The sequence below is a fragment of the Janthinobacterium sp. TB1-E2 genome, from assembly GCF_036885605.1.
Lineage (GTDB): Bacteria > Pseudomonadota > Gammaproteobacteria > Burkholderiales > Burkholderiaceae_D > Janthinobacterium > Janthinobacterium aestuarii.
Window position 1 is genome coordinate 4,115,567 of record NZ_CP142523.1, and the last position, 26,866, is coordinate 4,142,432.

Here is a 26,866-nt window from a genome sequence, read left to right on the forward strand (position 1 = left end):
CTATCTGGCGGGCGGTGCGCGCACGGCGGCACAAGTTTGCTATATTGCAAACTTGTGATCACCCCGCCAGCCCATCGTGAAAGAACACCGCATGCCGCCACCGCTGCCAGAAGAGATACAACGCCACCTCGATATATTCGTCGCCGCCGCACAAACGGCCTTCGGCGCCGACCTGGCCGCCGCCGTGCTGTTTGGCTCGGCCGCCGATGGCCAGCTGCGCGCCACCTCCGACGTCAACCTGCTGTTGCTGCTCAAGCGCTTTACGCCCGCATCGGCCGATGCGCTGCGCGGCCCCTTGCGCCTGGCGCACGCCGCCATCGATTTGCAGGTGATGTTCCTGCTCGAAAGCGAATTGCCCCAGGCCGCCGACGCTTTCGCCGTCAAGTTCGCCGACATCATCGCGCGCCACCGGGTGCTGCATGGCGTTGATCCTTTCGCCAGCCTGCACACGAGCCGCGACGCCGTGCTGCGCCGCCTGCGGCAAGTGCTGCTGAACCAGCAGCTGCGCATGCGCGAACGGTATATGCTATTGAGCCTGAATGAAGAACAGCTGGCCGGCGCCATCGCCGACGCGGCCGGCCCGCTGCGTTCGGCGGCGGCCTCGCTGGCGCAGCTCGAGGGCAAACCTGCGCAGTCCGGCAAGCAGGCGCTCGAAGCGTTTGTCGACCAGTTGGGCGACCCGGCCCTGCACTCTGCCTTGCAAGCCATGTCGGCCGCGCGCGAAACGGCGCGCCTGGCGCCGGGGCAGGCCCTCCCCGCCTTCACAAGCCTGATGGCGATTACCGAACGCCTGCGCGAACACGCGGAGCAGATGCGGTGAACGGCTACAATCCCTTTGACTGGAGCGGGCCATCGTTCCTGCTGGCCTACCTGATCTTCGGCACGCTCGTGTACTACCTGGCGCGCGAGCTGCTGATCCGCCAGGAGCTGCGCAATCCGCACGCCCAGCTGTCGCTGGCCGATGATCCCTACCGCATTGCTTTTTTGCGTGGCGGCGCCCTCGAAGCCGTGAAAATCGCCGCCATCGTGCTGGTCGACCGGGGCTTGCTGCGCGCCGACGGCCCGCTGCTGGAAACGGCCAGCGCCGACAGCCTGCGCTTTGCCAGCCACGACATCGAACGCGACGTGCTGCGGCTGTACCTGGGCCGCCAAGGCCACAGCAAGGAACTGGCCGTGCAGGCCGACATGCTGCCATCGTGCCGCGCCTACCAGGAGACGTTGACGCAGCAGGAATTGCTGGTCGGCCCGCCGCTGCTGCGCCGGCGCGAACGCATCACCTGGGCCGCGCACTGGCTGCTGCTGACGGTGGCCGGCGTCAAAGCCGTCATCGCCATCAGCCGCCAGCACTACAATCTGCTGTTCCTGGCGGCCCTGCTGGCGATTTTTCTCCTCATGCTGCGCGGCTTGCGCACCCAGGCGACCAGCTGGAGCGCGCAGCGGCTGCTGACCGACCTGCGCATGCTGTTCGGCCGGCTGAACATGCGCTCGGCGCGCCTGCAGGCGGGCAGCAGCAGTGCCGACATGGCCCTGCTGGCCGCCATCTTCGGCATCGGCGCCCTGCCCTTGTCCGTGTACGCGTATGTCGCCGAGCTGTATCCGGCGCCCCGGCAAAATGGCGGTGGCGACTCCTCGTCCAGCAGCACGGGCGACTCGGGCGACTCGTCATCGGGCGGCGGCGGTGACGGCGGCAGCAGCGGCTGTGGCGGTTGCGGCGGTGGCGGCGGCTGTGGCAGTTAGCCAGGACGCCACGCGCGACCGCGTCGGCCTGGGCTGGCGCGGCGAACTGGCCGCCGGCATCCTGTCCAATCTGGCGCGAATCGATGTGCTGGAAGTGATCGCCGACGATTATTACGGCGCCTCGCGCGCCGGCATTTCGGCCTTGCGCAGCCTGGCGCGCCAGGTGCCGGTCAGCCTGCATGGCGTGGGCATGGGGCTGGCCTCGACGATTCCCGCCGACCCGCGCCGCCTGCATGCGATGGCGCGCCTGATGCAAGCGGTGCAGGCGGAATCGTGGTCCGAGCACCTGAGTTTCGTGCGTGCCGGCGGCATCGAGATCGGCCACCTGGCGGCGCCGCCGCGCACGCAGCACAGCGCCGCTGGCGCCATCGCCAATATCGCGCTGGCCACGCGCATCGTCGGCAGCGCGCCGCTGATGGAAAACATCGCCACCCTCGTCCAGCCGCCTGCCAGCACCATGGACGAAGCCGAGTGGGTGGCGCAGATTATCCACGGCGCGCAAGTGCCGCTGCTGCTCGACCTGCACAACCTGTATGCGAATGCCGTGAATGCTGGCGAGGCGCCGCAGGAACTGCTGCTGCGCCTGCCCCTGGACAGGGTCGGCGCCGTGCACCTGAGCGGCGGCCACTGGATCGAAGCGCCGGGCGGCGGCCAGCGCTTGCTGGACGACCATCTGCACGATGTGCCGCCCGAAGTCTTCGATCTGTTGACCGTGCTGGCGCGCCATGCGCCGCAACCGTTGACGGTGACAGTCGAACGCGACGGCAATTACCCGTCGTTCGAGCATGTGCTGGGCCAGCTGGAATCGGCGCGCGCGGCCTTGCGCGCGGGGCGAAACGCATGAGTTCCCCCGCACTGGAAACCTTGCTGGCAAGGCTGTACACGGACGACGCCCTGCGTGCCGCCTTCCTGCTCGATCCCCATGCGCAAGCCTTGCAGCATGGCTTGTCGCCGCAGGAAGCGGAGGCGATGGCGGCGATGGACCCCATCGGCCTGCAGATGGCGGCGGCCAGCTACCGCGCCAAGCGCGCCGGGCGCGCTGGCCAGACGAAACCAGCGCAACGCTGGTGGCGCCGGCTGCTGCAAATGTGGCGCTAAGCGCCCGCTACAGCTGCCACATACGCAGCGGCAGCAAGCCCCACCAAGCCAGCACCAGCAGCAGTTGCAAGGCCGCCAGCAAGGCCACCCAATCCCATTTCGCCAGCGAGCCCGCCTCGGCCGCCGTGCCGCGGCTGCGCCAGCAGCGGGCCAAACCGAACGCCGTCGCCAGCGGCAGCGCGCCCGTCGCCAATGCCAGCAGCACGCTGGCGATGGTGACGTCGCCCAGTCGCAGGTAGGACTGGAAATAGAAAAACGGCAGCGGCAAGAGCAGCGCCAGCGTGGCCAGCAAAGGCGCGAACAGATGGTCACTCCGTTCCAGGCTGCGCCGCGCGGCCCGCCACACGCCCACCAGCAGCACGTACAGCAAGCCGGCCGCCCCGAGGGCCAGGCTGCCCCACAGCACCAGCATGCGCAGCATCGACGCGCGCTCATAGCTGCGCAAGCCATCGCTGAGCACATGCTTGCCATCCTCCTGCATCAGCACGTGCGATGGCGTGCTGCGGTCGCTGGCGCGGAACAGCAGGCCGCCCACCGGTTCCAGCTCCTTCGGCTCGCCCTGGAACGGGATCAGGAACAGCGACTCGCCATCCCATTTCACACGCGTAAAGCCGAAGACAGCGTCGACCCAGGCCATGCTGGCCATGGGGCTGGGCGACGGCACGTAGACGCCCTGCCAGTTTTCCACCGTGGGCGCGGGCGTGCCGCGCGGGGCCGGCGCGCGCAGCGGCAGTTCCAGGTCACGCAGCAGCAGGCGGTTGAAGCGCTCATAGTCGGCCTGCTCCGCATCCGTATTGAAGGCCACGAAGAAGGCGCTGTCCTGCTCCGGGTAGATGCACAGCATGGCGCGAAAACCGACAGTCGTGCCGGGATGGCAGGCACCCACCACGTTATGGCGGTCGCGTACGGCCAGCGCCAGGCCGTGACCCGTTGCCAGGCCCGCCTGCGCCGCATCCGTGCCGGCCGGTTCGGACAAGGCGCCCATCAGCGCCAGGTCGATGAACTGCGTGCCCTGCAGCTTGCCATCGCCCATCAGGAATTGCGCCAGCTTGCCCATGTCGGCCGCTGTAGTGGTAAATTGCGCGGCCGGACGCAAATACTGGGGCACGGCCGGCTGCGCCACGCCATGCTCGAAGTGGCCCATGGCCAGGCGCGGGTCCGCATGCGCGCCCGCCTGGGTGCTCATTTGCGTACTCATTTGCGTAACATAGGCAAACGTGCTGTCCGCCATGCCCAGCGGTTGCAGCAGCTGCGCATCGAGGTAGCGTTCATACGGCTGGCCCGTGACCTTCTCGATCACCATGCCCAGCAAGCCATAGCCCATGTTCGAGTACGCATAGCGGCTGCCGGGCCGGGCACGCACGCGCAGCAGATTGCGTCCACCGTCAAAGCCCTCGGCCAGCGGCGTCTCCGGCGCCGGGTTCAGGCTGAACGCCTGCCAGAAGCGCACGTTATCGAGACCCGACGTATGCGCGAGCAGGTGGCGGATGCGCACGGGGTCGCTGGCCTGCCACGGATTTTTCAGCGCCAGTTCCGGCAGCACCTGCTGCAATGGCGTGTCGAGCGTGAGCTTGTCTTCGCTGACCAGGCGCAAGACGCCCAGCGCCAGCGCCACCTTGCCCACGGAGCCCACCTGCATGCGCGTGTCGGTCTGCATCGGTATATTCTTGGCGGCATCGCGCAAGCCGGACGCGCCGACTTTGACTGTTCCGTCAGGCAAGACTTCACTCCAGACGGCGCCCGCCAGGCCCTCGTCCTTCAAGCCGGCGGCGAACTCCGCCTCCAGGGTGGGGCCGGCCGCATGGGCAGCCGTGACACACAGCAGCAAGGCTGGCACGGCGCGCTGCAGCCATGACCTCGCGCGCGCGGCCACGGTAAGATATCGATCTCGTTTCAACAATGTATTCTGCCTTTTTCCATGGACTGCGCTCCTGCGCCGCTTTGCTTGTTACAATTAAAAATTGAGCAACGACGGGAGCTTTCATGTCACAAGATATTATTTTGGATACCCAACTCCAGCAGACCAAAAACCTGGCCTGGTGGTTGTACCTGATACATGGCGCCAGCTTCGTGTTTTCGCTGGGCGCGTTTTCCTTCATTCCCCTCATCATCAATTATGTGAAGCGGGACGAGGCGGCCGGGACCTTCGTGTACAGCCATCACAGCTGGATGATCCGTTCCTTCTGGTGGTATGTGGCCTGGGTCGTCGTCGGCGCCATCCTGTGGGTCACGCTGATCGGCATTCCGCTGGCCATCATCGTGTGGGGCGTGGCCTGGCTGTGGAAAGCGTACCGCCTGCTGCGCGGCTTCCTCGACCTGAACAACAACAAGCCCGTGCCCATGTAACAGGTGCTTCGCGGCAAGCCAACGGCTTGCCGCCTACATCGCCGCGAACGCCCGTTCGATATCGGCGATCAAGTCCTGCGGATCTTCCAGCCCCACGTTCAGGCGCACCAGCTGTCCCGGCATCTGCCAGCCCTTGCGCATGGCCGCGATGCGGTACGGCATCACCAGGCTGTTCGCACCACCCCAGCTGTAGCCAATCTTGAACAACTGCAAGGCATCGACGAAGCGGTCCGTCTGCGCCTCCGTGTAGCGGGCATCGAACAGCACGGAAAACAGGCCGCCCGCGCCCGTGAAATCGCGCTGCCAGATGGCGTGGCCCGGGCAATCGGCGAACGCCGGATGCAGCACCGTGGCGATCTCGCCGCGCCCCTTGAGCCAGGCGGCCACCGTGCGCGCGCCCGCGTCGTGCGCGTCGAAGCGCAGCTTCATGGTGGGCAAGCCGCGCAGCACCAGGTAGGCATCGTCCGCCCCCACGCCCATGCCCAGACGCATGTGCGCCTGCGCCAGACGGTCATGCAGCGTCCGCTCGCGCGTAATGAGCGCACCCATCAGTACGTCAGAGCCGCCCGACTGGTATTTCGTCAGCGCCTGCATGATGATATCCACGCCCAGGTCGAAACCGCGCAGGGCCAGGCCCGCCGACCAGGTGTTGTCCAGGGCCACCAGCACGCCGCGCGCATGGGCGGCCGCACAGATGGCGGGCAAGTCCGGCACTTCCATCGTCACGGAACCTGGCGCTTCGGCCCAGATCAGTTTGGTGTTTGGCTGGATCAGGGCGGCGATGCCGGCGCCGATCAGCGGATCGTAATAGCGGGCCGTGATGCCGAAGTCCTGCGACAGCCAGCGCCCCAGCTCGCGGTTCGGGTTGTATATATTTTCCGGCAATAAAACGTCATCGCCCGTTTTCAGCAGCGCAAAGTCCGCCATGGCGATGGCCGCCAGGCCCGACGGCGCCAGCAGGCAGTATTGTCCCCCTTCGATCTCGGCCAGCCGCGCTTCCAGGGTGAAGGTGGTGGGCGTGCCGTGCAAGCCGTAGGTGTAGGCGTTCTTCTCTTTCCAGTCGCCCGAGCGCATGGCCGCGACGTCCTTGAACAGCACGGTCGATGCATGGTGGATGGCGTTCGGAAACGCGGCAAAGCCTTGCGGCGCCTGGTAATCGCTGTGGATCAGCGCGGTCTGCGGAGATTTGGGTGTGGTCATGGCGTCGGCAACGGGTCGTAGGCAATAAAAAAGCGGACCGCACAGTGCAGGTCCGCATTGATTGTAAGGGCTTTGCTCAAAAACTGCCGTACAACTGGCGCCAGATGTATAGCGAACGGAAGAATAAATCCAATAATGCCTACACATTTATCATGTATTATTAGCATGCTTTATTTTTAATATTTTAATTTTATACATTCCAATCTGAAGGATATCCCATGTTGAAAAATGCAGTGCTCGCTTGCGTCCTGGCTGTGGCCACGACAACGGCGCTGGCCGCTCCGGCCAAGCCTAATGTGGTCAACTTTTCCTATACCGGTTTTTATGATGAATTGAATGGCGGTGCGTGGAACCCCGACTTGCGGCTGGAAGGGAGCTTTAATTTCAACAATGCCAATGGCGACAATGTCATCACGAAAAACGAAGCCTACAACTTGGTATTCAATGGCCGGAACTACTACCATGACTGCAACAATGGCAATATCTACATGCGCTGTGGAGTAGATATACTGGAGTATTCTGCTGCAGGCGGCTTGAATATCTCCGCGTATTTCACCGGCAGCTATCCCGACGAAACCTATTTTGGCAGATTGAAGACGGGTGACTCTTTTGCCTACACTTATTACCATCCTTTTGATCCCGGTTCGAGCAGCATCAGCGTACGCTGGTCGCCAGACACCAAGCTGACGATCAGTCCCGTACTGGTCCCGGTACCCGAGCCTGAAACCTATGCCATGTTACTACTCGGCCTGGCCGGTATCGGCTGGATGCAGCGCCGGCGTCGCGCCATCTGAAGCAACACAAAAAAAAGGGACCGCCAAACTGGCGATCCCTCTTTTCAAAACAGTATCAACGCTGTCGGCCAGACCAGGACAGCATTATTCCGCGGCGCCCCACAAGTCATGCGCATCCGCAGACGTGATGGTCACGTCGACGAATTGGCCCACCGCCAGCTTGCGGTGCGGCTCAAATGGCGGCTTCACATACACGACGCCATCGATTTCCGGCGCATCGGCGGACGAGCGGCCCACGCCGCCGGAGCGGGTGACTTCATCGATCAGCACGCGCACGGTCTTTCCGACCTTGGCCTGCAGGCGTTTCTTGGAGATTTCTTCCTGCAGCAGCATGACGCGGCCGCGGCGCTCTTCGCGCAGCTCTTCCGGCACGGGGTTGGCGATGGCGTTGGCCGTCGCGCCTTCGACAGGCGAATAGGCGAAGCAGCCGAGGCGGTCGATCTGCGCTTCCTTGAGGAAGTCGAGCAGATATTCGAATTCCGCTTCCGTTTCGCCTGGGAAACCGGCGATGAAGGTCGAGCGTATCGTCAGGTCCGGGTTGATGGCGCGCCAGGCCTGGATGCGGTCGAGGTTTTTCTCGCCGCTGGCCGGACGCTTCATGCGTTTCAGGACGTCAGGATGCGCATGCTGCATCGGAATATCGAGGTATGGCAGGATGTGGCCGCCGCTCATCATCGGGATGATCTGGTCCACGTGCGGGTATGGATAGACGTAATGCAAACGCACCCAGGCGCCGTAGGACTTGGCCAATTCGCCCAGCGCTTCCGTCAGCTGCGTCATGTGGGTCTTCACGGGACGGCCATTCCAGAAGCCGGAGCGGAATTTCACGTCCACGCCATACGCCGACGTGTCTTGCGAAATGACCAGCAATTCCTTGACGCCGGACTTGAACAGGTTTTCCGCTTCGATCATCAGTTCGCCGATCGGACGCGAAACGAGGTCGCCGCGCATGGACGGGATGATGCAGAAGCTGCAGCGGTGGTTGCAGCCTTCGGAAATTTTCAGGTAGGCATAGTGCTTCGGCGTCAGCTTGACGCCTTGCGGCGGCACCAGGTCGAGGAACGGCGCATGCGGTTTCGGCAGGTGCAAGTGGACGGAATCCATCACTTCGGCCAAAGCGTGCGGGCCCGTGACGGACAGCACTTTCGGGTGTACCTTCATGATGATGTCGTCGCCGGCAGCATCTTTCTTGGCGCCCAGACAGCCGGTGACGATCACTTTACCGTTTTCAGCCAGCGCTTCGCCGATGGCGTCGAGCGACTCTTGTACGGCGGCATCGATAAAACCGCAGGTATTGACGATCACCAGATCGGCGCCAGCGTAGGATTTCGCCGTTTCGTAGCCTTCGGCGCGCAGTTGGGTCAGGATTTGTTCGGAGTCGACCAGCGCTTTCGGGCAGCCGAGCGAGACAAAGCCCACTTTCGGCGCCGCACCTGGCATGGCCAGCATGGCCTCGGGCTGGGCGGAAGGAACAGGAATACGGTGAATTTCAGACATAGTTGGCAGCTAGTAAAATGGTGAGGCGAATCGGCTATTGTACCCCGAGCAGCCCCTTGCTGGCAGAACTATGCTGTTTTGATGACGCCGATACAACTCACGGGCGATCAAATCGCCCGGTGAGCGTGTGGCATAGACTATTTCTTGTCCGTTGGCGGGACAGGCGGAACAAACGGGAACGTGCCGAACAGATTCTTGCTCTGGCTTTGCATCTGCTCCTGCATCTGCACGAACAGGCTCTTGCTCTGGTCGATGTAGTTGTTCATCATGCCTTGCATCATCGGGCCCTGGACATTCATGAACTGGGTCCACATTTCAGGGCTGAATGGCTTACCTTCGAAGCTGCCGGCCGAGGTGCCCGTGAATTTGTGCTGGATATCGGTGAACGCTTGCACGTTCTTTTCCAGGTAGGATCCCATCATGCCCTGCATGGCGTGGCCATAGTAGCGGATGATCTGCGACAACACGCTGCTCGAGAACATCGGTGCGCCATTCGCCTCCTCTTCCAGAATGATTTGCAGCAAGATGCTGCGCGTCAAATCTTCATTGGATTTGGCATCGACGACGGTAAACACCTCATTGTCCAACACCAGCTGCTTGACGTCCGTCAAGGTGATGTAGGAACTGGTTTGCGTGTCGTACAGACGGCGGTTGGGATATTTTTTAATCAGGCGGTCTATACTTTTTTTTGCACTACTCATCACAAGTTCCACTTATTGCGCCGCAGCGCATACTGAGTTGATTCGAAAAAAAAGCGAACCAGGGTTCGCTTTCGCACCTGCCTACTTTTTGCATTATAGAGTGGAAAACAACTCCATTGCACATCAGGGTAGTAGATTCCCGCATTTATTGCAACGCAACTAAAAGTAGATTCCTGACAAGACCGGAGATTACGCCGGTCTTGCCAGCAAAAACGCTTTGTGAATTAATCCGCTCTGACTTTAACATACCGGCCCGGCGCCGCCTCGATAGCCGCGTGGCGCTTGTTGCCTGGCTTGCCCGGCGCCTTCACCTGGGTGCCGCCGTGTTCGGCAAGGAAGGCCGCCCATTCGGGCCACCAGCTGCCCACGTGTTCGGTCGCGCCTTCCATCCATTGCTCGGCGGTCAAGGGCTTGGCTTTCGCCGTGCGTGGCTTGTCATTGCTCCAGTAGCTGCGCTTTTTCTTCGAGGCAGGATTGATCACGCCGGCGATATGGCCCGAGGCACCGAGGATAAAGCGGTTGGCTTTCGGTTTTTTCGGATTCAGCAAGGCCGTGCTGGCGTAGGCCGCGCCCCAAGGCACGATATGGTCTTCGCGCGAACCGTAGATGAAAGCGGGCGCGTCGATGCTGCTCAGGTCGACCTTTTCCCCTGCCACCGTCAGCTTGCCCGGCACTTTCAGGCTGTTTTCCAGGTACGTGTTGCGCAGATACCAGCAGAACATGGGGCCCGGCAAGCCCGTGCCGTCGCCGTTCCAGTACAGCAAGTCGAACGCGGGCGGCTCCTTGCCCTTCAGGTAATTCGACTGCACGTAGTTCCACACGAGGTCGTTCGGCCGCAAGCTCGAGAAAGTGCTGCCCAGGTCGCGGCCCGACATCAGGCCGCCCTTGGCCAGAGACTGCTCGCGCAGCGCCACTTGTGGCTCGTCGATAAAGACGTCGAGCGCGCCCGTGTCGCAGAAATCGAGGAAAGTGGTCAACAGAGTCAGGCTGGCGGCCGGGTTCTCGCCGCGCGCCTTGAGCACGGCCAGCGCCGTCGAGACGATGGTGCCGCCCACGCAAAAGCCGAACATATTGAGCTTGTCCTGGCCGGAGATTTCCTGCGTCACCTTGATCGCCTCGATCACGCCTTGCTCGACGTAATCGTCCCACGTCAGGTGCTGCATGCTCATGTCGGGATTGCGCCAGGACATCAGAAACACGGTATTGCCCTGCTCCACTGCGTAGCGCACGAGCGAGTTTTCCGGCTGCAAGTCAAGGATATAGAATTTATTGATGCACGGCGGCACCATCAACAGCGGCCGCTGGTGTACCGTGGCCGTCGTCGGCGTGTACTGGATCAGCTGGAACAAGGCGTTTTCAAATACCACCGTGCCTGGCGTGGTGGCCACGTTGCGGCCCACTTCGAAGGCCGATTCGTCGGACTGCGAAATGCGGCCCTTCTGCATATCGGCCAGCATATTGCTCAAGCCCTTGGTCAGGCTTTCGCCCTTGGTCTCGATCAGGGTTTGCTGGGCATCGGGATTGGTGGCAAGAAAGTTGGCCGGCGACATGGCATCGACGATTTGCTGCACGGCAAACGCAATCTTTTGCTTCTGGTGCGGCGTCGCTTCCACGGCATCGGCCATGGCGCTGAGAAACTCCGCATTCAGCAGGTAGGCGGCCGCATTGAAGGCCGACAAAGGGCTGGCGTGCCAGGCGGGCGCGGCGAAGCGGCGGTCTTTCAGTTCCGGCGCCTTGCCTGCCATAAAGTCGGTCCACAAGCCCGTCAGCTTGGCTACGTAGGCGTTTTTCAGTTGCTCGATCGCTTCCGGCTTGATGCTGGCGCCCGCATCCTGCAAAATGCCGGCAATCGGATTGCCCTGGGGCTGCGGTACCATGTTGAACCACGTCTTCCACTGCTCAGGATTGCTGATCTGCGCCATCCATTCTTTGGTCATCATTTGAGGATCGGGCATATTCATAGGTATATGTAAGTCCATTCAAGAATTAATAAATAATTACTTCCGGGCCACCTGCATGCAAACTTTTACTGACTGGCAATACCAATGATGCTCATGACCGCTGTTGCCTGGATCTATGTCGTTGGCCTCATGGCGCTGACGGAACCATCGATCGTCGCCGGGGTGATGACCTTCGTGCTGTACTGCGTCATCCCGCTGTCCATCCTATTCTATCTGACGGGCTCGCGGCGACGCAAACGCAAGGCCGTGCGCATCGCGGAACAGAAGGCGCGTGCCCAAGCATCAGCAGACGATAAAACAAAAACGGCAGACACATAAGTGTCTGCCGTGCAGATTATTTGCGCCAGATCAAGCTGGCCTGTCTTCCCGTGACGCCATCGCGCCGGTACGAGTAAAACTGCGCCGCATCGCTGACGGTGCAATATTCCCCTCCCGCCACTTGCGCCACGCCATCGCGCAGCAGCATGGTACGCGCCAGTGCATAGATGTCGGCCAGGTATTTGCCCGGCTTGCCAGCGATAGCGACGAAGGCGGCGCTCAGTACTTGCCGTTCAACATCATCACGCGCGCCATCGCGGAACGCTTGCAGCACGTCCTGACCCACTTCGAATTGCTGCGGACCAATGGCCGGCCCCAGCCAGGCGAGGATATCCGTCGCGCCCTGCGCCCGCATGCTTTCCACCGTGCGCTGCAAGACGCCGTTGGCCAGGCCGCGCCAGCCCGCATGGGCCGCGCCGACGACGAGGCCATCCGTTGAGCAGAACAGCACCGGCAGGCAATCGGCCGTCATCACCACGCACACGGCGCCAGGCAAGGCGGCGATACTGGCGTCGGCGTCCGGCACATGGCCGTCCAGCTTGCCAGCATCGGCCACGGCCACGCCATGCACCTGCGACAGCCAGGCCGGCTCGGCAGGCAATATGGCACCCAGCCGCGCGCGGTTGGCCGCCACGTGCGCGGGATCGTCGCCCACGTGCGTGCCCAGGTTCAAGCCGCCGCCGCCCTGCCCGTCACCGTACGGCCCTTCACTGACACCGCCCGCGCGCACGGTCGCCAGCGCGCCCACGTTCGCGGGCAAGCCGGGCCAATCGGGTATAAGGCAAGGCAACGGCGACGTCATCAAACCTGTTCCGGCTCGGGAATACCGGCGGTAGCGATCAGCTCGGCGAAATCATCGGCCAGCGGCACGATCCACTCGCACGCTTCCAAGGTGCCCGGATGCACGAGGCCCAGGCGGCGCGCCTGCAATGCCTGGCGCGAGAAGACGGACACCAGGTGCTGCTTGCCGTACACGTAGTCGCCGACCAGCGCGAATCCCAGATGCTGCATGTGCACGCGGATCTGGTGCGTGCGGCCTGTTTCCAGGCGGCATTGCATCAGGCTCACGGGACGGCGGTCGAGTTCGCCGCTGCCGATCAATTCATAGTGCGTGATGGCGGGCTTGGCGGTAAAGTTTTCCGAGACGGCCATCTTGACCCGGTCGCGCGGGTGGCGCGCGATGGACGCATCGATGGTACCCGCCATTTTCGGCGTGCCCCACACGAGCGCGAAATATTCGCGCTTGACGGTGCGCGCCTGCAACTGGCGCACGAGGTCCGTTTGCGAAGCGAGTGTCTTGCCGACGACCATCAGGCCGCTCGTATCCTTGTCCAGACGGTGCACGATGCCCGCGCGCGGCACGCCAGCCAGCTGCGGACAGTGGTGCAGCAATCCGTTGAGCAAGGTGCCCGACCAGTTGCCGGGACCCGGATGCACGACCAGTCCGGCCGGTTTATTGATGACGATGATATGCTCATCTTCGTGCACGATGTTCAATTCCATCGCTTCCGGCTTAAAAGCCTCGTCTTCCGGCGCGCTTTGCGGCAGAATGACGATCTTTTCGTCGCCATAGGCGGTCATGTTGCGTTTGGCAACTTTTCCATCGACGGTCACGAAACCGGCTTCCAGCCACAATTGCAAGCGGCTGCGCGAGTATTGCGGCACCAGCTTGGAGATGACTTTATCGAGGCGGTGGCCGCAGGCGTCCGGCGTCAGTTCCAATGTAATCGGGGCCATTTCCTCGAAGACGTCGTCGGCGGCAAAATCGCCGTCAAACGCCTCTTCGGCAGCATGGTCAGAAAGGGAGTCAAACGCGGGGTCAGCCAAATTAGGCTTCGGAGTTAATATCACAGCATTCCCATCGGCTATAATCAGCCTATTGTAAAATCTTGGTTAAAACCTTCTTGCAAAACGTCATGCAAAAAAAATTATCGTTGGTAGTCGCTTCAGTCGTTCTGCTCGGCATGTCCGCTTGCAGCTTGTTGCCTGAAAAAGTGGATGAGACCAAAAACTGGTCCGTTACGAAATTATACTCGGAGGCGCGTGAAGAAATGGCCGGGCAGCACTATGAAGCTGCAATCGGCCTGTTCCAGAAGCTGGAGGCTAACTATCCTTTCGGCAACTATGCTCTGCAAGCGCAGATGGAGATCGCTTACGCGTATTATAAGTCGGGAGACCAGGCGCAGGCACTGGCTGCCGTCGAACGCTTCATCAAGTTGCATCCGAACCACGCCAATGTGGACTATATGTACTACTTGCGGGGCCTGATCAGCTTTAACGACCAGATCAGCTTCCTGAACTTCCTGTACGAGCAAGACCCGACCGAGCGCGATCCGAAAGCCACGCGCGAAGCGTTTGCAGCCTTCAAGCAACTGGTCGACAAGTTCCCGAATAGTAAATATGCGCCCGATTCGCTGGCCCGCATGAACTATCTGATCGATGCCATGGCGAAATACGAAGTACACGTGGCGCGCTATTACTACCGCCGCGGCGCCTACCTGGCCGCCGCCAACCGCGCGCAAACGACGGTCAGCGACTTCCGTGCCTCGCCGGCCATCGAAGAAGCGCTGTTCATCATGTACCGCTCGTATGACAAGCTGGGCCTGACCGACCTGCGCGACGATGCCTTGCGCGTGCTGACCAAGAACTACCCGAACACGGCATTCCTCAGCCCGGAAGGGGTGAACAAGGAACGCAAGTGGTGGAAATTCTGGCAGTAAGATAAGAAAAAACCGGGCTAGCCCGGTTTTTTTCTTTATGCCAAGGGGTCAGACCCGTCGGGTCTGACCCCAGCCGTCTGTTGCATTCAGTTGCCAATTTTACGCCGAAACACCCAGTTAGTATCGTTCGACGCCTCCGGCACATACGCATAACCATCGACGTCGAACTGCTTCAGCTGCTCGGGATCGCGGATCTGGTTGACGGCCGCATAGCGAGCCAGCATGCCGCGCGCGCGCTTGGCGTAGAACGAGATGATTTTGTATTTGCCGTTCTTCCAGTCCTCGAACACGGGCGCGATGACGGGCACGTCCAGCTGGCGCGGCTTGACGGATTTGAAATATTCTTCGGAAGCCAGGTTGACCAGCACTTTCGCGCCCTGCTCCTTCGCCGTGCGATTCAGGCCGTTGGTGATGGTGTCACCCCAGAACGCATACAAATCCTTGCCGCGCGTGGTCGACAGCCGCGTGCCCATTTCCAGGCGGTGCGGGTGGATCAGGTCCAGCGGGCGCAGCAAGCCGTACAGGCCCGACAGGATGCGCACGCGCGACTGGGTATAGTCGAGCTGGGCCGGCTGCAGACTGCGCGCCTCGAAACCGGCATACACGTCGCCATTGAAGGCCATGATGGCCTGGCGCGCGTCGTCAAGCTGGGGTGTCCAGGACGCGTAGCGGGCCACGTTCAGAGCCGACAAGGCGTCGGAAATGCCCATCAGGCTGCCCACTTCGGCGGGCGAAAACTGGCGCATGCGGGCTATGAGCTGGGCGGAATGGTCGAGAAAATCGGGAGTGCTGTGCAACGAGGTTGTTGGCGGCGTCTCCAGGTCGAGACTCTTGGCGGGCGAAAGCACGATCAACATAAATTATCACTACAGAATAGAATTGCCGACATGATACCTGCTCCACAAAAACTCGTCCTCGACACCAACGTTTGCCTCGACCTGTTCGTCTTCAACGACCCGCGCTGGGCGGGGCTGCTGGCGGCCATGGAAAGCGGCGCCGTGCATGCCATTACGCGCGAAGATTGCCGCGCGGAATATCTGGTCGTGCTGCACTACAAGCATCTGCCCCTCGATGAAGCGAGCCGCGCCGTTGCCGCCGCCCGCTTCGACGCCCACATCACGGTCGTGGCGCCGCCCGTCTCCGGCGTGCGCCTGCCCGTCTGCACGGACAAGGATGACCAGAAATTCCTCGAACTGGCGCGCGACGCCAACGCCGACATCCTGATCACCAAGGACAAGGCGCTGCTGAAACTGGCCCGCAAGACGGCCAAGGCCGGCATGTTCAAGATCATGGTGCCGGAAGGCTGGGCATTGCCAGGCTGAGCCTTTAAAGCCCCGCACGCAACGGGGCGCGCTGCGCTAGAATGGGACACGATTCCACTTTCCGCACCGCGCCCCTACCGTTCATGAACAGCCCGTCCCTGCCCTACACGACTCCCGCCCTGACCACCCGCTTGCCTGCTGTCGGCACCACCGTGTTTACCCGCATGTCCAGCCTGGCGGCCCAGCATGGCGCCGTCAACCTGGGCCAGGGTTTTCCCGACTTCGATTGCGCGCCTGAACTGGTCGACCGCGTCAGCAACGCCATGCGCGCAGGCCACAACCAGTATCCGATGATGACGGGCGCCGCGCCCTTGCGCGAGGCCATCGCCGCCAAGGTCGCCAGCCTGTACGGCCACAGCTATGATGCCGGCACGGAAATCACTGTCACGGCCGGCGCCACGCAGGCGCTCACCACGGCCATCCTCTGCTGCGTGCACCCGGGCGACGAAGTCATCGTCATCGAACCGGCCTACGACAGCTATCTGCCCGCCATCGCGCTGGCCGGCGGCGTGCCCGTGCTCGTCTCCATGGAGGTGGGTGAACACGGCTACAGCGTGCCGTGGGACAAGCTGGCCGCTGCCGTCAGCAGCAAGACGCGTTTGATCATCATCAACACGCCGCACAACCCGACTGGCACGATCTTGCGCCCCGCCGATGTGGCCGCGCTGGCCGACATCGTGCGCGGCACGCAAATCTTGATACTGTCCGACGAAGTCTACGAACACATGGTGTACGACGGCGTGCCGCACGCCTCATTGAGCCGCAACCCGGAACTGGCGGCACGCAGCTTCATCGTCTCCAGCTTCGGCAAGACGTATCACGTGACAGGCTGGAAAGTCGGCTATGTAGCCGCCCCGGCCGCACTGACGGCGGAGTTTCGCAAGGTGCACCAGTACAACGTGTTTACCGTCAACACGCCGATGCAGCACGGCCTGGCCGGCTACATGGCCGACCCGCAGCCCTACCTGGACTTGCCCGCGTTCTACCAGCGCAAGCGCGACTTGTTCCGCGATGGCCTGGCGGGCAGCCGCTTTACCCTGCTGCCGGCCGACGGCACGTATTTCCAGTGCGTGCGCTACGATGCCATTTCGCAAGAGAGCGAAGCGCAGTTCGCTGAATGGCTGACGACGCAAATCAAGGTGGCCGCCATTCCCGTGTCCGCGTTTTATGCGCAGGGCAAGGAGTCGGGCATCGTGCGCTTCTGCTTTGCCAAAAAAGACGAAACCTTGCGCCTGGCGCTCGAGCGCCTGCGCAGCATATAACCGAGCACTGAACATGGCTTCGCTGCGGCGGGGCAAAGGATGACAAGCATGGTACAGCGTCGCATCGGCCCGGCCGACCTGGTTCCCGGCGAACCCCTGCCCTGGGATCTGTTTCTGGCTGACCATAGTGCCGGCCCGCAATTGCGCAAGGGGCAGATCATCACGGATGGCGCGCAGCTGGGGCGGCTAATGCAGCTGGGCCTGTACGTGGGGGCGCCGGACCAGCCATCCGTCTTGCGCTTGCTCAACGAGGCGGCGCAGCGCCTGGAACGCTTGCTGCTGGCCTTGCGCAGCGAAAACAATGCCGAGCGCGACGTACGCGACATCGCGCGCGAACTGCTGCGCGCGCTTGAGCACGATGCCGATATCGCCCTGGCCAGCATCCTGCTCAACCAGATCGCCGGCAGCTACGCCGTGCGCCACTGCATCGAAACGGCGCTGCTGGCCATGCTGGTAGGACGCAGCATGCACAAGTCCCACGATGAATTGCTGTTGATCGGCGCGGCCGCGCTGACGATGAACGTGGGCATGCTGCGCCACCACGACAGTTTCCAGGATCGGCGCGGCCCCCTGAACGACGAAGAAATGCGCATCGTGCGCCAGCATCCGCAGGAAAGCACGGAACTGTTGCGATGCGCCGGTGTCGACGACGAGGAATGGCTGAGCTGTGTGCTCTTGCACCATGAAAACGACGATGGCAGCGGCTACCCGCAGGGGCGCACGGCCGATGAAATCCTGCAAAATGCCAAGCTGATCGGCCTGGCCGACCGTTATTGCGCCCGCGTCTCGGCGCGCAACTACCGGCGCTCCATCGTGCCCGACCAGGCGCTGCAGCACATCTTCCTCGACCAGGGCGTGCCCATCGATCCGCTGCTGGGAGAACAGTTCGTCAACCTGCTGGGCAAATATCCACCGGGCACTCTGGTGCGCCTGCGCAGCGGCGAACTGGGCGTCGTCACGCAACGGGGCGCCGGCCAGGTCCACCCGCTCAGCGACCCGCTGGGCGCGCCGCTGGCCGCCGCCCAGCTATCGCAGATGACGCCGCGCGACACGGGCGACAGCCAGTTCGCCATCGTTTCGTCGCTGCACGAAGATGATGCGGGCGTGCGCTTCAGCATGCGGCATGTGTGGGGGGATGAAGCGCGGTTGTAGCGCTTATTGGCATGGGTCGCAATACGCGAATGCCTTGATGACAAGTTTCGCAGGCAGCCTGCAAAATTGATGATTCGAAGTGATCTTTACTATCTCAAAAGATTGCTATTCATCACTATTTCTCTTATTTTTATTTCAAAATAGTAATGAAGGGCGCTGTCTTCGCTGAACTGATTTTCCAGGACAACAACGTCGACATCTTTTTCAGGGAAATACATTTTGATTGATGCAAAGCCCAAGCCTTTTCCGGAGTGGCCGATGTATTTGATCGGCGTCTTGTCACTGACATAGACACCATAACCATAGCCATTTTTTTCAGCACCGAAAGCGACGTGCTGACTGGATATGTCATAATTTGTCATCAGCTTGTAGGTTTCCGGCTTTAAGATTTTCCCCTTATGAAGTTTTTCATCCCATGCATTCAAATCCCTTGCATTTGAAACAATGCCTCCAGCGGGAATAAAATCAACCCAGCCTTGCCCCTGAACCGGATGCACTTTCAATTCGAATACATTTTTCGAATTGACGTACCCATTGATGACGTTATTATTCTTGCCTTCCTCATAGCAAAAACTATTGTCCATTGCCAGCTCTTTGAACAAGTCATTTGCCGCTTCGATATACTTTTTCCCGCTTGTTTTTTCAAAAATATGTCCCAGCATGGCGTACGTTGTCACGCCGTATAAAAAATCCGTCCCGGGCTGGAAGCTCAGTGGCTGGTCAATCTCAGTGATTCCTGCCGAAAAGTTGAGCAGCTGATGCACGGTCACTTTGTCGGCCCACGCCTGCGGCAAATCAGGCAAGTATTTTCTAACGGGACTATGCAAGTCGATCCTGCCTTTTTCAACTTCCCGCAAAATCAACGCTGCCGTGATCTGCTTGCTATTCGACATGATCCTGAAGTTATCGTCCAGTTTCAACGGCACCTTATTTTCAAAATCCGCATAACCATAGGCTTTTGAGTATATTGTTTTCCCATGTTGCGTGATGAGAATCACCCCATTGAAACTTCTAGGGCTTGTTTCCTTGATCAAGCTGTCAATTTCCACAGCGTAGTCACCCGACTTGTCCGCAGATGAATTACCTTCAGCATGGGCATTGGCGAATACAGCGTTTGTCAATAGAAATGAAATCGCCAATATTTTCAGTGGCGAAGTCGCTTTTTTATCAGCATCAGAAGTTTTCATGGGGATATTGTCGTTTGGTTTACAACCTTCAACTGGGGAAATTATACCCCCGCCCACTGCGTGGCTGCGAATTCAAACGGTCAGCACCAAAGCCGTCAGTTTGAAGACTTCAAATACGCGCGCAAGCCATGCGTCAAAATAAAGGGAAACACGCTCGCATGGTCTTCATCCTCGAACACGCGCAAGCGCGTCTTCAGGCCAGGGTACTTGTGCGATTTCAGCTTGCCATCGAACTCGCGCAAGTCGGCCAGCATGTCGGCCTCTTCCTCCAAACGCGAACGCTTCTTGCCCGCCGCCAGCTTTTCCAGGCCGCCGATGCCGAAGAACACGGATGCAGGCAAGTCCTTGTGGCTGGCGGCATACGCCTGCTCGCGGTCGAACATGACGCCGGCGTCGTACCACAGCGACGGGCTGCCGAGGATGTAGTGCTCGAAGGTGCGTGGTTCCGTCAGCAGGAATTGCAGGCCCAGCAGGCTGCCGTAGGAATGGCCGATGAAGACCTTGCGCTGCATGTTGACGCGATAGTTACTGGCGATAAAGGGAAACACCTCGCCCGAGATGAACTGGCCATACGCCTTCGCTTCGCCAAACGCCGGTTGCCGCCCCGGCATGTCCGAGCGGTAGTCGTGCTTGCGCGGCGTGGTGGGCGTGTAGTCGCGGCGGCGGCTGTACACCCCGCCATCGCCGTTGGCGTACGACAGGCCGACCACCACGACTTCTTCCATCCCCGCATGCTTGTTCAGGCGCTGCGCGATATTGCGCACGATGGCGAACGAGTAATTGGCATCCACGACGAACAGCACCGGATAGCGTTTATTTCCCTGCCGATAGGAATCGGGCAAGGCGACATATAGCTGATAGTCGCGTTTCAGGGCTTGTGCACGGATGTCGCGCACTTCCGTATTTTCCAGCACGTAGTTGGCAGGCGGGCTGGCGGGTGCGGCCAGGGCGCTGCTGGCCAGGCAGCACAGGACGATGAGCAGATTGCGAGGTTTCAAGCTGGTGTCTTTCATTGAGGTAAAAGTTACTTCGCCGCAGCCGCCGTCAGTTGCACCAATTTGCGTTCGACAAACGCCTGCAATTGCGGCGACAGGGTTTGCAAGCCCTTGGCCCGCTCGAACGCCTGGCGTGCCTGGGCTGGGTGGTTGTCCGCTTGCAAGGCGATGCCCAGGCCCATCCACCAGACGCTGTTGTCGGGCGCCGTCTGCAGGGCCTGCTGATAATGTTCCGATGCTTCGCGGTAGCGCTGTTCGCGCTGCAGCACGCCGGCCAGGAAGGCGTGGTATTCGCCGTTGTCGGTCGCATACGGCAAGCTGCGCGTGAGGGTATCGAGTGCGGCCACGCCGCCGTTGGCCTTGTCCAGCTGCAGACGGGCCAGCATCATCGCTTGCGCCGGCTGTTTCGGGTCCAATGCCAGGCTCAGCTGCAACTGGCGGGCCGCCTCGTCGGGGCGCTGCGCTTCGAGCAGCAGGCGCACCAAAGTTTCGCGCGCGCCCTGGTGGCGCGGGTCCAGCTGCAGGGTCTGCTGTAAGGCCAGCATGGCGTCGGAGACGCGGCCATCCTGCAACTGGGCCAGCGCGCGCCGGTATTCGTTCTCCACGCGCTGCTGGGCAGTGACGTGCTTGCCGTCGATGATGCGCTCGCTGGCGGCCGGTGCTGGCGTTTTTACCACCGACGCAGCGGCAGGCTTGGCCGCTTTTTCCACGATGCGGCGCAACTCGGCGGGCCGCGCCTTGGCGGCCGCGGGGGCAACTTCCTCGGCCTGGAACACGGGCTCGGGTTCAGCCGCCACGACGGGCGCAACTGGTGCAGCCACCACGGGAGCGGTTGCAACGACAGGCAACGGTGCCGGTGCCAGAACAGGCGTACTGGCCACATTGATCAGCACGGGCGGCACGGCCGGGCGCTTCAGGTAGACCCAGCCCAGGGCGATGGCGGCGGCCGTCAAGCCGGCAGCGCCGCCGAAGACCAGCGCGCGCGGCAGGCCCCGCTCGCGTTCGGGCACGGAGCGGATGCCGGCCGCGTCGCCGCGTCCATCGGGGGTGCCGCGCGCATCGAGGTCTTGCAACATCTTGTTAATCAGGCTCATCTACAGGCTCATCTTCGTCATCGGTTCAATAAAGTCCAGCTCACGCCGCAGGCGGCGGCCAGCACGCCGGCGCCGGCCAGCCATGGCCAGGGCTTCTGCCAGAAGCGCGGCTTGCTGGCCAGGGTATCGCTGGCGGCCAGCGCCACGTGGCGCCCGCTGACCTGCTGCCGCCCTTCGCCATACGCCACCATCAGCGCCTTGTGCGCCATGATGTTGATCAGGCGCGGAATGCCGCCGGAAGCCTGGTACAGCTTGCGCACGCCGCCACGGCTGAACAGGCGCGCGCCATCGAAGCCGGCCACGCGCAGGCGGTGCGCCACATAGAAATCCACGTCGTCGCGCGACAGCGGACCCAGGTGGTAGTGAAAGGTGATGCGCTGCGCCAGCTGGCGGATTTCCGGCAGGGCCAGCTTGACGTCGAGTTCCGGCTGGCCGAACAGCACGATTTGCAGCAGCTTGCGCTTTTCCGTTTCCAGATTCGTCAGCAGGCGCAGCGCTTCGAGGCTGTCGACGGGAATCGCCTGCGCTTCGTCCAGACACAGCAGCACGCGCTTGCCTTGCGCCGCCAGGTTGAGCAGGCGCAGGTTGAGGGACTTGAGCAACTGATGCTGATCAGCATCTTTCTCCAGCAGCACATCGAGGTCGTCCGCCAGCGCCAGGATCAGCGAACGGGGCGGCAAGTTCGGATTCGGGATGTAGGCCGTGACGAAATCCGGCCCCAACGATTGCATGAACTTGCGGCACAAAAAGGTTTTACCAGTCCCCACTTCGCCAGTGATCTTGATGAAGCCCTCGCCATTGCGCGCCGCCACCAGCAGGGTATTGAGGGCCTTTTGCGACTGCGGGCCGTTGAAGAAGAAACTGGTATCGGGCGTGAGGCCGAACGGCGCCTCGCGCAAGCCGAAATGGGCCTGGTACATTTAGCGCCGCTCCGACGGCCGGCGCGGGTCGAGCGCCTCGATGCGCTTGCCCGAATCGAGCAAGTCCTCGTTCCAGCTATTGGCGCCATCAACGATGGTCGGCTTGATCAGCACCACCAGCTCGCGCTTCTGGATCACCTGCCCCGTGTTGCGGAACAGCGCGCCCAGCACGGGAAGATCGCCCGCGCCCGGCACTTGCGAGCGGTCCGCCGTCGTGGCCTGGCGCATCAGGCCGCCGATGGCGACGATGCGGCCATCCTGGCTGCGCACCATGCTGTCCATCTCGGACGTGCTCGATGCGGCCAGCGGCAGTTTCAGCGAACCGGCGCTGCCCAGGTCGATTTCCTTGCTGATGGTCGACACCTGGCTCACGGACGGATGCACGTGCAGGATGATGTTGCCATCCGCATCGATCTGGGGCGTCACGTCCAGCACCACGCCCGAAAAGAATGGCTGCAAGGTCACGTTGGGGCTGGTCGTCGCGCCGCTGGCCGTCGTGTTCGTCGTGGTCGACACGCCCGTCACGTAAAACTCGTCCGTGCCGATCTTCAGCACGGCCTTCTGGTTGTTCATGGTGGCGATACGCGGGCTCGACAGCACGTGCACGGAACCTTGCGATTCCAGGAAGGAAATCATGGCGGCAAAATTGGCCGTCTGGAAAGCCAGGCCGAACATGGAACCGGCCGCGTTGGCCGCCGAACTGAGGCCAAAGCCGCTGCTGGCCGTCAGGCCATTGCCGGTGGTCATGTTGGGCGGCTGGCCGCCGTTGAACGGCAGCGGCGCCAGGGTGCCGCCCGGCTGGATGAAGCCGGTCGAGATGCGGTTCGTGTGGCCGCTCTTGATCGAGGCGAACGAGGCCCAGTTGATGCCCGTCTGCGTATTGTCGTTGAGCTCGACTTCGAGGATTTTCGCTTCCAGTATCACCTGGCGGTCGACGGACAATTGCGTGGCCTTCAGGTACATGTCGACATTGCGCAACTCTTCCGGCATGGCGCGGATGACGATCACGCCCGACTGCGGGCTCAGCACCACTTGGCGCCCGCCTTCGCTGCTGCCGACGATGGCTTCCAGCGCCGCTCTCAATTCCGGCCAGAAATCGGCCGTCGACGAGGTGGTCAGGTTGCTGCTGTCCAGGGTGCGGCCGCCCTGGCCGCCATTGGTTTGCTGGTTCTGCTCGTTATTCTGGTTATTGCCCTGGTTGTTATTGCCGCCATTGCCCGAGCCGCCCGAATTGGTCGAGCCCACCGAACCCACGGACGTCGACGAGACGCGCAGGTTGGAACTGCCGCGGCGCGCGCCCGTCAGGTAATTGACGTGAAACAAACGCGTCTGCATGGTCAAGGGCTTGATGTAGATCTGCGTGCCCTCGACCTTGTAATCGTAGCCATACAGTTCGCGCACGGCATCGAGCGCCTGGAACAGGGTCACGTCCTTCAGGTTGGCGGAAATCGTGCCGCCGATGTCAGGGTGGACCAGCATGTTGTAGCGCGTGCCGGCCACGATGGAAGTGAAGAACTGGCGCGCCGGCACATTGTTGAACGCCACGTTGAAGCGCTCGTCGAGCGCGGCGCGGGCCTTTGGCAATTGCTGGGCCAGGGCCGCCACGGGCGGCAGCAGCGCCGCTTCCACGGCATCGGGCTGGGCCGCTGGCGCCGTGGTGGCCGCCGCGCCCTTGACGGCATCGGAGATCGCATTGTAGGTGTCGCGCTTGACGGGCGCGACATTGCAGCCGCCCAGGCCCAGGCTGACGCTGATGACAGCCGCCATCGTACTGATCTTGAACATGCTCGCCTTGTGTTGATTGAGTTGCTTGGCCACTTCTTCTACTCCTGCTTGCTGCCGGTCTTGCTATCGGTCTTGCGATCGGCCTTGTTATCGGTCTTGCTGCTCGGGTACAGCTTGAAGGTTTCCAGTGATTTGCCACGCCGCAACAGCACTGCCGTGTCGTGGATCTCCGTCACCACGGCGTCGCCCACCCTGCTGCCGACCTTGACCGTCTGGCCATCGATGACGGCCAGGCGGCGTCCGCCCGGCTGGGTGGAAATGAGCACCGATTGCAGCTGAGGCCGGGCCGCAACGACAGGCGCGGCGCTGGCGGGCGCCCACAGGGCCGCGGGCGGACGCGTCGGATCATCGAGCGCCTGCGCCTGCGCGCCAGGCCATGCCAGATTCAGCATGAGCAAAGGCGCCAGCAGCGCGGGACCAAAGGTCAGAGTGCGATCCATGTGTCGTCCATGCTGAGGGTATGTAAGGTCAGGGTCAGGGTGGCGCTTGGATAGCTGGCAGCGTCGAGGTGGGCGGCGCCCCAGAAGACCCGCGTCGGCATCGCTTGCAGCGCCTGCATGTATTGCACCATGTCCGCATAGCTGCCCTGCAGCACCACTTCCACGCCATGCTGGTGCAGCAACGGCGCCGGGGCCGGCGCCTTGGCTGCATCCGCCTTGGCTGCCGGCTCGCCGTTCGCCGTTTCAGCCTGATGTGCGCCGACTGCGCTGCCGGGCAAGGTTTTCAGCGACACCAGGCGCAATCCCGCGTGCCGGCGCAGCAGGTGCTCGAGCAAGGTAACCATGCGCTCGGGCGCCACCAGGCCATGCTGCTTCTCGCGCAGCGCCTGCGCCAGAGATGCCGTTTCCGCCTGCAGGGCCAGCAGGCGCGCGCGCGCTTCCTTGTCGGGATCGGTGGCATGGGCGAGCATGGTCAGCTCGATTTCCTTGTTCGTCGCGGTCAACAGGCTTTGCTTTTGCGCAATGCTCGCTTCCAGCGCTGCGTGCTTCGCCAGCAAGGGATTGAGGCTCATGAAATAAAACACGAACAGGATGGCGGCCGCACCGGCGCCAAATACCATCAGCCGCTCGCGCAGGCTGAGAGCGTCGAAGGCGGTGGCCCATTTCTTCAGCAAGGGCAGCATCAGCGTGTTCCTCCCGCAACAGGTTTGGCCGGCGTGGCGGCACGCTCCGCCGACTGCAGGCTGAACGCGACATACGGCAGGCTGGCCGCCTTGCCCTCGGCCACGGCCGGCTGCTCGGGCTGGCTGATGTCGAGGCTGCCGAAGGTTTTGCCTTTGAGTACCTCCTGCTGGCCCAGGCGCGTGATGTACGCAGGCAGCAGCGACGCGTGCAAGGCGCGGCCCTGCAAGCCGAAGTCATTGCCGGCGCCGGCTATGTTCACGCCCGTCAGCCATACGCCTTCGACCCTGGCCTGCGCCAGCGCGCGGAAATAGCCGGCATAGCCGAGGGTATTGCCCAGCTTGCCGCTGTCCAGCACGCTTGAAGCGTCCTGCAGCAACTGGCGCTGCGCCTCGACGGCCGACAGTTCCTGCGCCAGGGCCGGATCTTTCTTGCGTGGCGGGTAATCGCGCAAAATCTGGTCGCGCTTCGCCTCGACTTGCGCCAGCGCCGCCTTGACGCCCGCTTCGCGCTGTTCCAGGCCGGCCATTGCCTGCCGGGCCAGCACGCCCAGGACCAGCAAGACGAGCGCCAGCGCGCACAGGCCCAGGCCGGCCGTGCTTGCCGACATATGGTGTTGTTTCAGTTCAAACTGGGGATTGAACAGATTGATCTGCTGGCTCATGCGCCCTTCCCTTCGTGCTTGCCCGGATGCGGGCCAAGCTCGCGCAAGGCAGCCCCGATGGCCAGGAAGTAGCGCGCCTGCATGGCGGGATCGCGCAATTCGGCGGCCTGCGACAAGTCCAGCACGGTGGCCAGGTCCAGCTGCTCGACGGGCATGTAGAGATTGTCGGCCAGGTAGGCGTGCAAGCCATCGCTGGCGCCCGTCATCAGCATCAAGCGGGCCAGCGAAATGAAATGGAACTGGCGGTCGAAGTGGTCGAACGAGCGCTGCAGTTCCAGGGTAACGCGGTCGTAGTACTGGCTGGCGTCGGGCGACTGCAATTGTGCCAGGGTCACGTCGATGCGGCGCGCCTGATACAGCTCGCCATTGAAACTCATGGTCAGCAAGCCGCCGTCGCCATCGAAGAACAGCACGGCGATGCCGCGTCCCGGCGTTTCCAGCAAGGTGGCGATATTACGCTGCGCCATTTCGGGGATATCGATCACGGACAGGCCGATCTTGCATTCGGCGTACTGCGCCTGGCGGCGCGACACGGCGCTGTTGCGCGCGGCGACGGCAAACACGCTGCTGCCCCGCTGGGTGCCGTTCGGATCGCCGGGAATGTCGAACACGTCGATAGTGGCGTCGGCCAGCGGAAAGTCCAGCATATCCTTCAGGCGCCAGCCCACGGCCGTCTTCAACTCCTCGCGCGGCACGGCCGGCGCTTCCAGCGACAGCAGCTGGTATTCGCCGCCAGCCAGCACGCTGGTGCAATGGCGCGAGGGGGCCTGCAGCTCCTTGCCCAGTTTTTCCAGCACCTCGGCCGGCGCCGGTCGTGCGGCCGCCTGGTAGCTGGCACGCAGCACGCGCGGCATCCCGCCGGCGGGACGTTCGACAACGACAGCGCTGACGCCCTCGCGGCCAAACGCCGTGGCCAGCCAGCCATCGTACTTCTTTGCTCTTGCGAATAAACCCATGCGAACTATCCAGTGTAAGTGCCTGCCCGATCTTGT

28 protein-coding genes are annotated in these 26,866 nt (G+C 62.2%); 11 read left to right on the forward strand and 17 right to left on the reverse strand.

The window, feature by feature from the left end; all coding sequences use genetic code 11:
* Window positions 1-91: 91 nt before the first annotated feature.
* The 4 genes from OPV09_RS18455 to OPV09_RS18470 are packed head-to-tail and all read left to right on the forward strand — an operon-like array spanning window position 92 to window position 2,835.
* Window positions 92-820, forward strand: a complete 729-nt coding sequence (locus OPV09_RS18455) for a nucleotidyltransferase domain-containing protein (protein WP_338679046.1) — start codon at window positions 92-94, stop codon at window positions 818-820.
* Window positions 817-1,737, forward strand: a complete 921-nt coding sequence (locus OPV09_RS18460) for a TIGR04222 domain-containing membrane protein (protein WP_338679047.1) — start codon at window positions 817-819, stop codon at window positions 1,735-1,737. Before OPV09_RS18455 ends, OPV09_RS18460 begins: the two co-directional genes overlap by 4 nt.
* Entirely contained in the window at window positions 1,727-2,581 is an 855-nt protein-coding gene (locus OPV09_RS18465; RefSeq protein WP_338679048.1) for a DUF692 domain-containing protein, read from the forward strand. Before OPV09_RS18460 ends, OPV09_RS18465 begins: the two co-directional genes overlap by 11 nt.
* Window positions 2,578-2,835 (forward strand): hypothetical protein, encoded by a 258-nt coding sequence (locus tag OPV09_RS18470; RefSeq protein ID WP_338679049.1) that lies wholly within the window; start codon window positions 2,578-2,580, stop codon window positions 2,833-2,835. Before OPV09_RS18465 ends, OPV09_RS18470 begins: the two co-directional genes overlap by 4 nt.
* 7 nt (window positions 2,836-2,842) lie before the next feature.
* Here the strand turns inward: OPV09_RS18470 and OPV09_RS18475 are convergent, their stop codons facing one another.
* Window positions 2,843-4,732, reverse strand: coding sequence for a serine hydrolase domain-containing protein (locus OPV09_RS18475; protein ID WP_338679050.1), 1,890 nt, complete (start codon window positions 4,730-4,732; stop codon window positions 2,843-2,845).
* Between the two features lie 86 nt (window positions 4,733-4,818).
* On the opposite strand from OPV09_RS18475, the gene OPV09_RS18480 reads away from it, so the two are divergent.
* Complete coding sequence (locus OPV09_RS18480; protein ID WP_034755352.1) at window positions 4,819-5,181, forward strand: DUF4870 family protein; 363 nt, start codon at window positions 4,819-4,821, stop codon at window positions 5,179-5,181.
* A 33-nt stretch (window positions 5,182-5,214) separates the two neighbouring features.
* On the opposite strand, the gene OPV09_RS18485 is transcribed toward OPV09_RS18480, so the two are convergent.
* Window positions 5,215-6,381 carry a cystathionine beta-lyase gene (locus tag OPV09_RS18485; protein WP_338679051.1) on the reverse strand — a complete coding sequence of 389 codons (1,167 nt, stop codon included), beginning with the start codon at window positions 6,379-6,381 and terminating at the stop codon, window positions 5,215-5,217.
* Window positions 6,382-6,599: 218 nt separating this feature from the next.
* Here OPV09_RS18485 and OPV09_RS18490 point away from each other — a divergent pair, with 218 nt between their 5' ends.
* The gene (locus OPV09_RS18490; protein ID WP_338679052.1) at window positions 6,600-7,175 is read left to right on the forward strand and encodes a PEP-CTERM sorting domain-containing protein; all 576 of its coding nucleotides are present in this window, start codon (window positions 6,600-6,602) and stop codon (window positions 7,173-7,175) included.
* Window positions 7,176-7,259: 84 nt separating this feature from the next.
* Here the strand turns inward: OPV09_RS18490 and rimO are convergent, their stop codons facing one another.
* The 3 genes from rimO to phaC all read right to left on the reverse strand — a co-directional run bounded on the left by rimO (window position 7,260) and on the right by phaC (window position 11,313).
* Window positions 7,260-8,615 carry a 30S ribosomal protein S12 methylthiotransferase RimO gene (rimO, locus tag OPV09_RS18495; protein ID WP_128143344.1) on the reverse strand — a complete coding sequence of 452 codons (1,356 nt, stop codon included), beginning with the start codon at window positions 8,613-8,615 and terminating at the stop codon, window positions 7,260-7,262.
* A gap of 194 nt (window positions 8,616-8,809) precedes the next feature.
* Complete coding sequence (gene phaR / locus OPV09_RS18500; protein ID WP_010399000.1) at window positions 8,810-9,373, reverse strand: polyhydroxyalkanoate synthesis repressor PhaR; 564 nt, start codon at window positions 9,371-9,373, stop codon at window positions 8,810-8,812.
* Between the two features lie 224 nt (window positions 9,374-9,597).
* Window positions 9,598-11,313: a class I poly(R)-hydroxyalkanoic acid synthase gene (phaC, locus tag OPV09_RS18505; RefSeq protein ID WP_338679053.1), complete on the reverse strand. Its 1,716-nt coding sequence runs from the start codon at window positions 11,311-11,313 to the stop codon at window positions 9,598-9,600.
* 105 nt (window positions 11,314-11,418) lie between these two features.
* On the opposite strand from phaC, the gene OPV09_RS18510 reads away from it, so the two are divergent.
* Window positions 11,419-11,652, forward strand: a complete 234-nt coding sequence (locus OPV09_RS18510; RefSeq protein WP_319991331.1) for a hypothetical protein — start codon at window positions 11,419-11,421, stop codon at window positions 11,650-11,652.
* A 16-nt stretch (window positions 11,653-11,668) separates the two neighbouring features.
* On the opposite strand, the gene pgeF is transcribed toward OPV09_RS18510, so the two are convergent.
* A complete protein-coding gene (pgeF, locus tag OPV09_RS18515; RefSeq protein ID WP_338679054.1) occupies window positions 11,669-12,454 on the reverse strand; it encodes a peptidoglycan editing factor PgeF in 786 nt (261 codons plus the stop codon).
* Window positions 12,454-13,479 (reverse strand): RluA family pseudouridine synthase, encoded by a 1,026-nt coding sequence (locus OPV09_RS18520; protein ID WP_034755341.1) that lies wholly within the window; start codon window positions 13,477-13,479, stop codon window positions 12,454-12,456. Before OPV09_RS18520 ends, pgeF begins: the two co-directional genes overlap by 1 nt.
* A gap of 89 nt (window positions 13,480-13,568) precedes the next feature.
* Between OPV09_RS18520 and OPV09_RS18525 the strand changes: the two genes are divergently transcribed.
* Window positions 13,569-14,372: an outer membrane protein assembly factor BamD gene (locus tag OPV09_RS18525; protein ID WP_034755339.1), complete on the forward strand. Its 804-nt coding sequence runs from the start codon at window positions 13,569-13,571 to the stop codon at window positions 14,370-14,372.
* A gap of 86 nt (window positions 14,373-14,458) precedes the next feature.
* Here OPV09_RS18525 and yaaA read toward each other — a convergent pair whose 3' ends face one another.
* Window positions 14,459-15,229, reverse strand: a complete 771-nt coding sequence (gene yaaA, locus OPV09_RS18530; protein ID WP_338679055.1) for a peroxide stress protein YaaA — start codon at window positions 15,227-15,229, stop codon at window positions 14,459-14,461.
* A gap of 30 nt (window positions 15,230-15,259) precedes the next feature.
* Here yaaA and OPV09_RS18535 point away from each other — a divergent pair, with 30 nt between their 5' ends.
* The 3 genes from OPV09_RS18535 to OPV09_RS18545 all read left to right on the forward strand — a co-directional run bounded on the left by OPV09_RS18535 (window position 15,260) and on the right by OPV09_RS18545 (window position 18,108).
* Window positions 15,260-15,694 (forward strand): putative toxin-antitoxin system toxin component, PIN family, encoded by a 435-nt coding sequence (locus OPV09_RS18535; protein ID WP_034755336.1) that lies wholly within the window; start codon window positions 15,260-15,262, stop codon window positions 15,692-15,694.
* Window positions 15,695-15,777: 83 nt separating this feature from the next.
* Window positions 15,778-16,956 (forward strand): pyridoxal phosphate-dependent aminotransferase, encoded by a 1,179-nt coding sequence (locus OPV09_RS18540; RefSeq protein WP_338682311.1) that lies wholly within the window; start codon window positions 15,778-15,780, stop codon window positions 16,954-16,956.
* 48 nt (window positions 16,957-17,004) lie between these two features.
* Window positions 17,005-18,108, forward strand: coding sequence for an HD-GYP domain-containing protein (locus OPV09_RS18545; protein ID WP_034755334.1), 1,104 nt, complete (start codon window positions 17,005-17,007; stop codon window positions 18,106-18,108).
* Window positions 18,109-18,197: 89 nt separating this feature from the next.
* Here the strand turns inward: OPV09_RS18545 and OPV09_RS18550 are convergent, their stop codons facing one another.
* From OPV09_RS18550 to OPV09_RS18590, 9 genes are all read right to left on the reverse strand, one after another.
* A complete protein-coding gene (locus OPV09_RS18550) occupies window positions 18,198-19,295 on the reverse strand; it encodes a serine hydrolase domain-containing protein (RefSeq protein ID WP_338679056.1) in 1,098 nt (365 codons plus the stop codon).
* Between the two features lie 95 nt (window positions 19,296-19,390).
* Entirely contained in the window at window positions 19,391-20,293 is a 903-nt protein-coding gene (locus tag OPV09_RS18555) for an alpha/beta hydrolase (RefSeq protein ID WP_331776308.1), read from the reverse strand.
* A gap of 26 nt (window positions 20,294-20,319) precedes the next feature.
* Window positions 20,320-21,384, reverse strand: a complete 1,065-nt coding sequence (locus tag OPV09_RS18560) for a tetratricopeptide repeat protein (protein ID WP_338679057.1) — start codon at window positions 21,382-21,384, stop codon at window positions 20,320-20,322.
* Window positions 21,385-21,401: 17 nt separating this feature from the next.
* Entirely contained in the window at window positions 21,402-22,304 is a 903-nt protein-coding gene (locus OPV09_RS18565; RefSeq protein ID WP_034755331.1) for an ExeA family protein, read from the reverse strand.
* Window positions 22,305-24,089 carry a pilus (MSHA type) biogenesis protein MshL gene (gene mshL, locus OPV09_RS18570; RefSeq protein WP_034756218.1) on the reverse strand — a complete coding sequence of 595 codons (1,785 nt, stop codon included), beginning with the start codon at window positions 24,087-24,089 and terminating at the stop codon, window positions 22,305-22,307.
* 38 nt (window positions 24,090-24,127) lie between these two features.
* Window positions 24,128-24,529 (reverse strand): MSHA biogenesis protein MshK, encoded by a 402-nt coding sequence (locus OPV09_RS18575; RefSeq protein WP_219329954.1) that lies wholly within the window; start codon window positions 24,527-24,529, stop codon window positions 24,128-24,130.
* Window positions 24,514-25,212, reverse strand: a complete 699-nt coding sequence (gene gspM, locus OPV09_RS18580; protein WP_338679058.1) for a type II secretion system protein GspM — start codon at window positions 25,210-25,212, stop codon at window positions 24,514-24,516. Before gspM ends, OPV09_RS18575 begins: the two co-directional genes overlap by 16 nt.
* Window positions 25,212-25,874, reverse strand: a complete 663-nt coding sequence (locus OPV09_RS18585) for an MSHA biogenesis protein MshI (RefSeq protein WP_338679059.1) — start codon at window positions 25,872-25,874, stop codon at window positions 25,212-25,214. The genes gspM and OPV09_RS18585 overlap by 1 nt, the downstream gene beginning before the upstream one ends.
* Entirely contained in the window at window positions 25,871-26,830 is a 960-nt protein-coding gene (locus OPV09_RS18590) for an agglutinin biogenesis protein MshI (RefSeq protein WP_338679060.1), read from the reverse strand. Before OPV09_RS18590 ends, OPV09_RS18585 begins: the two co-directional genes overlap by 4 nt.
* Window positions 26,831-26,866: the final 36 nt, after the last annotated feature.